Below are 10739 nucleotides of genomic sequence, written 5' to 3' on the forward strand. Positions count from 1 at the left end.
TCACAGCCAGGCGGCAGCGGTGTGCTCCTCCGGTACTTCTTCACCAGAGCGGACCGGGCCGGGGGCAGTGCCGGTGCCGAAGGGCGATCCGCCCAGCTTCTCCCGGCCGTGAGGCGAGAGCCAGTCGGCGAGATCGGGGCCCTTGGGGACGATCTGCGTCGGGTTCACATCGACGTGAACGATGTAGTAGTGCTGCTTGATCTGAGTGAAGTCCACGGTGTCGCCGAAGCCCGGCGTCTGGTAGAGGTCGCGTGCATAGCCCCAGAGGTTCTCGAAGTCGCGCAGAGTCTGTCGATTGCACTTGAAATGTCCGAAGTAGACCGGGTCGAAGCGAACCAGGGTGGTGAATAGACGGACATCCGCCTCGGTGATGGAGTCTCCCATGAGGAATCGGGAACGGCTCAGTCGTTCCTCAATGGTGTCCAGCGCTGTGAACAGGCGGTCGAAGGCAACCTCGTAGGCTTCCTGGGAACCAGCGAAGCCGCAGCGGTAGACACCGTTGTTGATCTCGGTGTAGATCAGGCGCATGACCGTGGCCATCTCCTCCCGCGACTCCTCGGGCCACAGATTCGGCGCACCTTCTCTGTGATAATGCTTCCACTGGGTGGAGAAGTCCTCGGTGATCTGCGGGAAATCATTCGTCACGACAGCGCCCGTGGGAATATCGACCATCGCAGGAACGGTGATTCCGCGCGGGTAGTCGGAGAACCGCGCGAAGAACGCCTGTTGCAGACGCTCGATGCCCAGCACCGGATCCACACCATCGGGATCGAGATCGAAGGTCCAGGATCTCGCATCGTGTGTGGGCCCCGGCATGCCGATCGAAATGACGTCCTCGAGACCCAGCAGTCGACGCACGATGATCGTCCGATTCGCCCACGGGCAGGCGCGAGCGGCGATGAGTCTGTAGCGGCCGGGCTCAACCGGGAACTGCGAGTCAGGATCGGCGAGGATCCGATCTTCGATGTAGTTCGTGTCCCGGTCGAATGCTTCACCTTTGGCCACGTAGCTGTTCATCTGGCTGCTGTCATCGGACATGATGTTCTCCTCAGGAAGGCGCCTCATTCGTCTCGCTGAGTCCCAGCCTACGTCCCATCACCGTCCTCAGAGGGGTCAGTCAGCATAGAGCGCGTCGATGTCGGCGGCGAAGTCCTTGCCGATGAGGTGACGCTTGACTGACTGCTTGGCCGATAGGTATCCGTTGTCTTCGCTGAGCTCAACGGGCAGGATCGAGAACTTCTTGATGCCCTCCGCCCTCGACACCGTCCTGTTGACGCTCTCGACGGCCTGCTCGATGGCGGCTCTCACGGATTCGTCCGAGGAGGCCTGGCGCAGGTCCATCTCCGGCAGGTCCTGATTCTTCAGCCACGTCGGCAGCATCTCCGAGTCGAGGAAGATGAGCGCAGAGATGTACTTCCGGTTGTCGCCGACAACCACAGGCTGGCCGATGATGGGGTGACGCCGCAGAGCGTCCTCGAGAGGAGCCGGTGCAATGTTCTTCCCGCTCGAGGTGACGATGAGTTCCTTCTTGCGACCGCTGATCGTGAGGTAGCCGTCCTCGTCGAGGGAGCCGAGATCTCCGGTGGAGAACCAGCCGTCGTGGAACTCCTCGTCGGTCGCGTTCGGGTTGTTCCAGTACTCCCGGAAGACGGGGACGCCCTTGGCCAGGATCTCGCCATCAGGAGCGATCGCCACACTCACACCGGGCAGAGGTACGCCGACCGTTCCGATCTTGGCCTTGTACGGAACGTTCACGGTGATCGGGGCGGTCGTTTCCGTCAGACCGTATCCCTCGAGGACGATGAGACCGACTCCGCGGAAGAAGTGCCCGAGGTGAGCGCCGAGGGGGCCTCCACCGGAGACAGCGTGGCTGACGTTGTTGCCCATGACCGTGCGGAGCTTCGAGTAGACGAGCTTGTCGAAGAGCGTGTGCTGCAGTTTGAGCGCAAGCGGGACCTTTCCGGCATCCATGGCTTTGGAATAGGCCACCGCGACCTGCTCGGCCCGGCGGAAGATCTTTCCCTTTCCGCCGGATTCGGCTGTGGCCAATGCGGAGTTGAAGACCTTCTCGAAGACACGGGGTACGCCGAGGATGAACGACGGGCGGAAGCTGCCGAGCGCATCGGTGAGCTTCGTCAGATCGGACTGGTGAGCCAGAAGGGCGCCGGAGCTGATCGAGAGGACCTCGATGAAGCGGGCGAAGACGTGAGCCTGCGGCAGGAAGAGCAGGCACCGCATGCCTTCGGTGAAGACCTCAGGTATCTGCTCCTGCGCGGCCTGCACGGTCTGCACGAAGTTCCCATGTGTGAGGACGCAGCCCTTGGGTTTTCCGGTTGTGCCGGAGGTGTAGATGAGAGTGGCGACAGATTCGGCTGTGACCTGCGAACGCTGAGCTTCGAGGGCGTCGTCGCTGATCTGTCGTCCGGTGGTTTCGAGCTCAGCGAAGGCTCCCTGATCCCAGACCCACAGGTGTGGTGCCGCGATTCCAGCGGCGGCAGCGGCGGCTTCGACCCGGTCGGCATGCTCACGTGTGCTGACCAGTCCATGGCCGACGGACGCATCCTTGATCATCCACCCCAGCTGATCTTCGGAGGAAGTGTCGTAGAACGGCACGGAGATCGCTCCCGCGTACCACACTGCGTAGTCGCTGAGGGTCCACTCGAATGAGGTGGGTCCGAAGATCGCGATCCGGTCTCCGACCTCGACTCCTGAGGCGATGAGTCCCTTGGCTGCGGTCCGAACCTGGGTGAGGAACTCACCGGCGGTCACCTCTGCCCAGCTATCGTCGACGGGTTGTGCCAGCAGGGGACGGTTCGGATTCTCTGCGGTCTTCGCGAGGAAGATGTCGGTCGTCGACGATGTCGTGTCGACCTCGAAGCCGACGACGGGAGTTGTTGACTGGGGCATTGTCGTTGGACTCATGAGGTCTCCTTTGAGGCGTAAGTTACTGCCCGGTTATCTTACTGGTTGAGGGCTGAGGGGTGAAATCGCTCACGTTTGGAAGCTCAAACCCTCTGTGTGCGTCTATCTGGCAGTCTAGCCAAGTCGAAGCGGGGAGTCTTCAGAGTACGATGGTCGAAACCCGCTCACGCCCAGTCAGTGAAGGAAGGTAATGACGACGAATCCTGAAGAGACCGGTTTCCGCTACGATGCGGTGCTGGCCGAGAAGATCGAGAAGTCGTGGCAGCACACATGGGAACAGGCGGGAACATTCCACGCCCCGAATCCCACCGGTGATCTGAGCCAGGCTGCGCTCGGTCTTGGTCGACAGGATGAAAAATCCCATTACAGCCCGCCACGGGACCTCAGTGAGCGTGAGTCGCTCTACATCATGGACATGTTTCCCTACCCTTCGGGAGCGGGACTGCATGTCGGTCATCCTCTGGGATATCTGGGCACGGACGTCTACGGCCGGTACCAGCGGATGCGGGGGCGCAATGTCATGCACGCGTTGTCCTATGATGCCTTCGGCCTGCCCGCCGATCTGTACGCGGTCCAGACGGGGCAGCACCCGCGCATCACGACGGATGCGAACATCACGAACATGACGCGTCAGCTGCGTCGGCTGGGCTTGGCCCACGATGCTCGCCGCAGCTTCGCGACCACCGACGATGACTTCGTCAGGTGGACCCAGTGGATCTTCCTGCAGATCTTCAACTCCTGGTATGACCCGGAGGCAGCCACCGAGGGCGAGGACTCTGTCGGTGCCGCACGACCGATCACCACGCTGATCGAGGCGTTCGAGCAGGGAACGAAGCAAACCCCAGACTCTCGTCCCTGGTCCGAGTTGAGCCCGGCTGAGCAGGAGAGCGTCCTGCAGGACTACCGGTTGGCTTACGTCTCGGAGTCTCCAGTCAACTGGTGCCCGGGACTGGGCACCGTGCTGGCGAACGAGGAAGTCACGTCCGAAGGCCTGTCCGAACGCGGCAACTTCCCCGTCTACACGCGTCGCCTGCGGCAGTGGAACATGCGCATCACTGCCTATTCCGACCGTCTCATCGACGATCTGGACGACTTGGACTGGCCCTCGGCGGTGCGCAGCATGCAGATCAATTGGATCGGTCGCTCCAAGGGCGCCCTGCTGCGCCTGCCGGTGGCGGAGTCTGCGTCCCAGGTCGAGGTCTACACGACCCGACCGGACACACTCTTCGGTGCCACCTATCTCGTGCTCAGCCCCGAGCATCCGCAGGTCGCCGAGCTCACCACCACCGGCTGGGAGGAGACGACGCCCGCGTCCTGGCGCGGTGATCACCCCACCCCCGCCGAGGCGATCGCCGCCTACCAGCGCGACGCCGCGACGAAGACCGATGCGGATCGTCAGCAGAGCAAGGACAAGACCGGAATCTTCACCGGATCCTACGCAGTCAATCCCGCGACCGGTGACCAGATCCCCGTCTTCGTCGCTGACTATGTGCTGATGGGCTATGGCACCGGTGCGATCATGGCTGTGCCGGCAGAGGACGCCCGCGACTGGGACTTCGCGAAATCGTTCGGACTGCCGTATGTGCGCACGGTGCAACCACCGGCTGACCACGATGAGGACGCCCCCTTCACAGGGACCGGCGTGATGATCAATTCATCCAATGACGAGATCGACATCAACGGTCTCGAGGTCGACGCGGCGAAGGCGACGATCACCGAATGGCTCTCCAGCCGAGGATTGGCCACAGAGTCGACCCAGTACCGTCTGCGGGACTGGCTGTTCTCACGCCAGCGCTATTGGGGTGAGCCGTTCCCGATCGTCTACAACGAAGCGGGTACGCCCATTGCCCTGCCGGATTCCATGTTGCCGGTGGAGCTGCCCGAGGTCGATGATTTCGCCCCTCGGACGTTTGCCGCCGATGACGCCGACAGCCACCCGGAACCAGCCCTGGGCCGTAACCGGGACTGGGTCGAGGTCGAACTCGACCTGGGCGACGGGCCGCAGACGTACTACCGCGAGACGAACACGATGCCCAACTGGGCTGGTTCGTCCTGGTACCAGTTGCGCTACGCCGACCCGCACAATGCCGAGCGACTGGTCGATCCCGCCAATGAAAGCTACTGGTTGGGTCCACGTGAGTCCAAGCCGCGCGGTGGCGCCGACCTCTACGTCGGCGGTGCCGAACACTCGGTGCTGCACCTGCTCTACTCGCGGTTCTGGCACAAGATCCTCTTCGATCTGGGCCACGTCTCATCGTCAGAGCCGTTCCACCGTCTGGTCAATCAGGGCTACATCCAGGCCTACGCCTACACCGACTCCCGTGGGATCTACGTTCCCGCGGGCGAGGTGGAGGAGAGGACCGGTGACAACGGCGAGTCGACCTTCTGGCACGAGGGCGCACAGGTCAATCGTGAGTACGGGAAGATCGGCAAGTCGCTGAAGAACTCCGTTTCGCCCGATGAGATGTACGACGCGTATGGTGCTGACACGTTCCGCGTCTATGAGATGTCCATGGGGCCGATCGAACAGGCACGCCCCTGGGAGACTCGTGCCGTCGTCGGTGCGCAGAGGTTCCTGCAGCGTGTGTGGCGCCTGTTCGTGGACGAGACCACAGGGGAGTCCGTGATCAGGGACGGCGCATCCGATTCCGCGACGCTCAAGGTCCTCCATCAGGTCATCGACGGCGTCCGCGAGGATATGGACCACCTGCGTTTCAACACCGCGATCTCGAAGCTGATCGTGCTCACGAATCACGCGACGAAGCAGGGCGGAGTCACAGTCGATGTCCTCGAGCCGCTGGTCATCATGCTCTCGCCCTTCGCGCCGCACCTGGCCGAGGAGCTGTGGACGAAGCTCGGCCACACGTCGACGCTGACCTATGCGCCCTTCCCCACACCTGACCCGCAGCATCTGGTCGCGGACCAGGTCACCTGTGTCGTCCAGGTCAAGGGCAAGGTGCGTGCACGGCTCGAGGTCGACCCCGACGTCTCGGCCGAAGAGCTGGAGAAGCTGGCACTGGAATCGCCGAATGCGCTCAAGGCGCTCGATGGTGCCGGAGTGCGCAAGGTCATCGTTCGTGCGCCCAAACTGGTCAATATCGTCCCTGACGCCTGAGACACGGCGTGTGCCCGGAAGGGTTGAACACAAATGACAATGGAAGCCACTCGCGATGAGATTCGGCACACCCTGGGTGTGAGACCGACGATCGATCCTGCGACGGAAGTCGCCCGTCGAGTCGAATTCCTCGCTGACTACATTCTGACCACCGGTGTCAGGGGTCTGACCCTGGGCATCAGCGGAGGGCAGGATTCCACCCTGGCCGGACGACTGTGCCAGCTGGCGGTCGAGGAACTGCGTCGACGTGGAGCCGTAGCCGAATTCTGGGCGATCCGCTTGCCGCATCACGTTCAGACCGATGAGAGCGACGCTCAGGACGCGATGGAGTTCATCCGCGCCGACCACGAGATCGTCATCAACATCGGCGCGGCGACGGACGCGGCGGCGGCCGAGTATGCGACCGCCACCGGCGAGGCCATCACCGACTTCGGCAAGGGCAACGTCAAGGCACGGATGCGGATGATCGCACAATTCGAGCTGGCGGGGGAGAAGCGACTCCTCGTCGCCGGCACCGATCATGCTGCCGAGGCGGTGACCGGCTTCTTCACCAAGTTCGGTGACGGTGCCGCCGATGTCGTGCCGCTGGCCGGACTGAACAAGCGGCAGGGGCGAGCGCTGCTTGACCACCTCGGCGCTCCTGAGCACCTTGTGCGAAAGGTCCCGACGGCGGATCTGCTCGATGACGAACCGGGCCAGACCGATGAATCATCGCTGGGTCTCAGCTATGACCAGATCGACGACTTCCTCGAGGGGAAAGACATCGCTGAGGCGGCCGCCGCAGCACTCGTCGAGAAGTACCGTGCCTCCGAGCACAAGCGTCGAATCCCGGTGACCCCGACCGATTCGTGGTGGATTCGCCACTGATCCTGCACACACTGATGGCGACGGGCTCGAATGAGTCCGTCGCCATCTTCGACGGTGCTCGTTCAGGCGACGAGTCCGAGCTCCAAGGCCGTCTGGTTGAACTCCCACCGGGCTGAGACGAATCGGTCACCGAGGCTCTCACCGCGACTGCGCGCCTCCGTGTAATCTCTCCAGCCGCCCTTGCGTGAGTCTCCGGGACGGATCTCTCGCTTCGTCCGGTCGGCGGCGAGCTGCCGCGTCTCCTCGTTGACCCAGATCGACAGGGCTTCGGCCGCGCGATAGAGATTCATGAACGCCGTGTGGGAACGCGGGTTGTCGAAGCTGGACTTCGCGAATTCCTTCCGGAAGGTGTGCAGAGGCTCGAGCTCGTCGACTTCGAGAGTCCCGTAGGTCGCATCAAGACGCAGCGACTGCACCAGGCCGGCAGAATCTGGGAGCAGGTCCAGGATCCGATGTGCTCGCTCTTCATCGGGCAGCGCAGTGACCTCCTCGTCGACGGGGGTCAGCCCCAGAGTGTCGAGACGACCGCGCTCCGTGCTCAGCGACTGGCGCAGAGAATCGATCTGTTTCTGTGCCCGCCGCCACTCACCATGGAACATGAGCAGGGCGCCGATGACGCCCAGACACAGTATCAGGCCGATGATCCAGGCGTACGAGTGCAGTCCGGGCACGGCAAAGACCACGATGCCCAGCACGCTGAGCACCGCGAATGTCACAGCCGCCGGTGAGTTGGTCAGGAAATCCAAGAAACGCTTCACATTTCCAAGGATACTGTTTCAACCTGCAGATATCGTGGAACCCAGTGGCATATAGTGTGGCTGAAATGCTGGGACGAAGCAGGGAGAACACGGGTTGAAGATTTCAGTCATCGGGTGCGGGTACCTCGGCGCTGTTCATGCGGCGGCCATGGCATCACTGGGACATGAGGTTGTCGGCGTCGATGTCGACGCAGACAAGGTTGCGGCGCTGACGTCGGGGCAACCGCCCTTCTTCGAGCCGGGGCTGAGTGAATTGCTGGTGAAGGGTCAGGATCTCGGCAGTCTCGAGTTCACCACCGATGTCTCGCGTGTCGCGGACTCGCGGATTCACTTCGTGTGTGTCGGGACTCCGCAGAAGCCGGGAGAGTTCGCCGCCGATGTCACCTATGTCGATGCCGCTGTGGATTCGCTGGTTCCTCATCTGACTTCGACGTCGGTGGTTGTGGGCAAGTCCACCGTCCCTGTTGGGACCGCTGAGCGTCTGGCCGCCATTCTGGCTCCCACGGGGGCGAGCGTGATGTGGAATCCGGAGTTCCTGCGTGAAGGCCACGCCGTTGAGGACACATTGCACCCGAACCGTCTGGTCTACGGAGTCGCCGACGGTGAGGCCGGGGAGCGGGCCACGGCGGGACTCGATGAGGTGTATGCGACGATGCTGGACGAGGAGACGCCGCGGCTGGTCACGGACTTCGCAACGGCCGAGCTGGTCAAGACCGCGGCGAATTCGTTCTTGGCCACGAAGATTTCGTTCATCAATGCGATGGCTGAGCTGTGTGAGGCCTCGGGCGCGGATGTGACTCAGTTGGCGGATGCGATCGGGATGGACGATCGGATCGGGCGGAAGTTCCTCAACGCCGGACTCGGATTCGGCGGTGGGTGTCTGCCCAAGGACATTCGTGCGTTCATGGCCCGGGCCGGTGAGTTGGGTGCCGATCAGGCGGTGGCGTTCCTGCGAGAGATCGATTCGATCAATATGCGTCGGCGTGTGCGCATGGTCGACATTGCTCGGGATACTTTGGCCGGGTCGTTCATCGGGAAGAAGATCACGGTGCTCGGTGCTGCGTTCAAGCCCAACAGTGATGATGTCAGGGATTCGCCGGCTCTGGCGGTGGCCCGGCTGATCGCGACGCAGGGCGGTGTGGTGACGGTGACGGATCCGCAGGCGATCGACAATGCGGCGAAGACGTTCCCTGAGCTCAACTATGTGGCCGATGCTTCGAAGGCTCTGGCCGGTGCCGATGCTGTTCTGCTCCTGACGGAGTGGCAGGAGTATCGGGATCTTGATCCGGTGGCCACAGCGTCGCTGGTGGCTGGCAAGGTCCTCATCGACGGCAGGAATGTGCTGACCCCCGAGGTGTGGCGTTCGGCCGGCTGGACGTATCGGGCGCTGGGCCGGCCATGAGGGTCGGTCTGGTCACCGATTCGACGGCACAGCTCTCGGAGGCGGAGGAAGCCGAGCTGCGTGAGGTCACCGGCGATCTCTTCGCAGTTGTTCCGCTGACGGTGCTCGTCGGCGGGGTCGCCTTCGCCGACGGGGAACTGGACCCTGGAGACCTGTGCCGGAAGATGGACGACGGTGCCGAGGTGTCGACGTCCATGGCGACCCCGGCCCAGTTCGCGAACGCCTACTCCACGCTGATCGACCATGGTGCCGAGGCGATCATCACAGTGACCATGTCCGGCGAACTCTCCGGGACCCGGGACTCTGCCGTCGCCGCAGCCCAGAACGAGGAGTCGCTGATCAACGTCGTCGACTCCCGGACCACCTCGGCGGGCCTGGCGGGGGCTCTGTCGATCGCGGCCGCCGGGATCTCACAGGGTCACGATGTGGCATCGATCGCCGGCACGGTCGCCGACTGGTGCGCCGCAGAGACCCGAACCGCATTTGCTCCAGAGACCTTGGAGCACCTGCGCCGAGGCGGCCGCATCGGTGCCGCATCCTCGTTGCTGGGCCGGGCACTGCAGATCGTTCCGGTGCTGGGACTCAGCGCCGGTGCCGTGGCTCCGCTCGGCAGAGTCCGCACGCGCACGAAAGCACTTGAGCGCATGGTTGCCTTGGCCGGTGAGGCCGCGGCAGAGATCGCGACTGACGAGCAGGAGGTGTACGTGGAGATCCAGCATGCGGATGGACAGCTTTCCCACCCTGACGTGGTCACGCTGCGCGAGAAGATCGAGGCGGCCGGCCTGGAGACGACATTTCGAACACTGTCGGCCATCATCACGGCCCACGTCGGTTCCGGCACGATCGGAATCACGGTCCAAACCAGACCCTGAGCTGTCGCACCACAGCGTGCATGCGCCTGTGCATCCACCCGTCGACGGTGCGAGGCCGGGCCCACTCATGTCTGCCTGGCTGTGGGCGCCCGATTCACTCATGTGCGTTTGGGCTGTGGACCGGCGAACGGTTTCCACAAGCGACTTTTCGGTCCTGGTGTCTTCGGGGCGACCGGGCCTAGCTTGTCGACATGGCTGTCTCTCCCGATGATCGCTTCGCAGGCCTCATCAACTCCAGTGCCGAGCGCGGCGGATGGGTCCCGGGAGATGTGTTCGAAAGCGACAGCGAGGGAGAGGAAGAGGCGGTCGAACCGCGCCGCGTGCGCCCGCCCGTGCTCGTGGCCCTGGCAGTGGCGACCATTGCTGTGCTCGTCATCGCCTTCCTCATCTTCCGACCGGCCCCGCAGCACGCTGCGTCCGAAGAACATGTGGGATCTGCCGAGGGCAGCGGCACCGAGTCCGAGCAAGCAGAACCCGAGCAAGCAGAACCCGACCAAGCGCTGGCCGAGTCCGCGTCTGCTGCCCAGAGCACCGAGTCCGGCGCAGTCATCGTCCATGTCACCGGGGCGGTGCACCGTCCCTCCGTCGTGAGCCTGACCGCCGGTGCTCGAGTCCACGACGCGGTGGAGGCGGCCGGTGGGCTGATGGAACAAGCGGATGCGGAAGCGATCAACCTCGCCCGCGTCCTCCACGATGGTGAGCAGATCCACATCCCCGTCCGGGGAGAGACGCCAAGACCCGGTCGGGACGCTTCCACCGCCGGTGCTTCGAGCGCAGCAGGGGGAGATGGAGCCGGCAGTGCG

At 63.4% G+C, this 10739-nt stretch carries 8 protein-coding genes; 5 read left to right on the forward strand and 3 right to left on the reverse strand.

All coding sequences use genetic code 11. From position 1 onward, the window contains the following. Both L0G76_RS04420 and L0G76_RS04425 read right to left on the reverse strand, forming a co-directional pair. Window positions 1-1038 carry a glutathione S-transferase family protein gene (locus L0G76_RS04420; protein ID WP_304356110.1) on the reverse strand — a complete coding sequence of 346 codons (1038 nt, stop codon included), beginning with the start codon at window positions 1036-1038 and terminating at the stop codon, window positions 1-3. A 75-nt stretch (window positions 1039-1113) separates the two neighbouring features. Continuing rightward, entirely contained in the window at window positions 1114-2922 is a 1809-nt protein-coding gene (locus tag L0G76_RS04425) for an AMP-dependent synthetase/ligase (RefSeq protein WP_304356111.1), read from the reverse strand. Between the two features lie 190 nt (window positions 2923-3112). Between L0G76_RS04425 and leuS the strand changes: the two genes are divergently transcribed. Both leuS and nadE read left to right on the forward strand, forming a co-directional pair. Continuing rightward, a complete protein-coding gene (gene leuS / locus L0G76_RS04430; protein WP_304356112.1) occupies window positions 3113-6037 on the forward strand; it encodes a leucine--tRNA ligase in 2925 nt (974 codons plus the stop codon). Window positions 6038-6076: 39 nt separating this feature from the next. After that, on the forward strand, window positions 6077-6904 hold the full coding sequence (nadE, locus tag L0G76_RS04435) for an NAD(+) synthase (protein WP_304356113.1): 828 nt from the start codon (window positions 6077-6079) through the stop codon (window positions 6902-6904). A 62-nt stretch (window positions 6905-6966) separates the two neighbouring features. Here the strand turns inward: nadE and L0G76_RS04440 are convergent, their stop codons facing one another. Continuing rightward, window positions 6967-7662 (reverse strand): hypothetical protein, encoded by a 696-nt coding sequence (locus L0G76_RS04440; protein WP_304356114.1) that lies wholly within the window; start codon window positions 7660-7662, stop codon window positions 6967-6969. Between the two features lie 94 nt (window positions 7663-7756). Between L0G76_RS04440 and L0G76_RS04445 the strand changes: the two genes are divergently transcribed. The 3 genes from L0G76_RS04445 to L0G76_RS04455 all read left to right on the forward strand — a co-directional run. Beyond that, window positions 7757-9064, forward strand: coding sequence for a UDP-glucose dehydrogenase family protein (locus L0G76_RS04445; protein ID WP_304356115.1), 1308 nt, complete (start codon window positions 7757-7759; stop codon window positions 9062-9064). Beyond that, a complete protein-coding gene (locus tag L0G76_RS04450) occupies window positions 9061-9936 on the forward strand; it encodes a DegV family protein (protein WP_304356116.1) in 876 nt (291 codons plus the stop codon). Before L0G76_RS04445 ends, L0G76_RS04450 begins: the two co-directional genes overlap by 4 nt. A gap of 191 nt (window positions 9937-10127) precedes the next feature. Continuing rightward, a partial coding sequence (locus L0G76_RS04455; RefSeq protein WP_304356117.1) for an SLBB domain-containing protein occupies window positions 10128-10739 on the forward strand: 612 nt, incomplete at its 3' end.

It is taken from the genome of Brevibacterium picturae, from assembly GCF_030453725.1.
GTDB lineage: Bacteria > Actinomycetota > Actinomycetes > Actinomycetales > Brevibacteriaceae > Brevibacterium > Brevibacterium sandarakinum_A.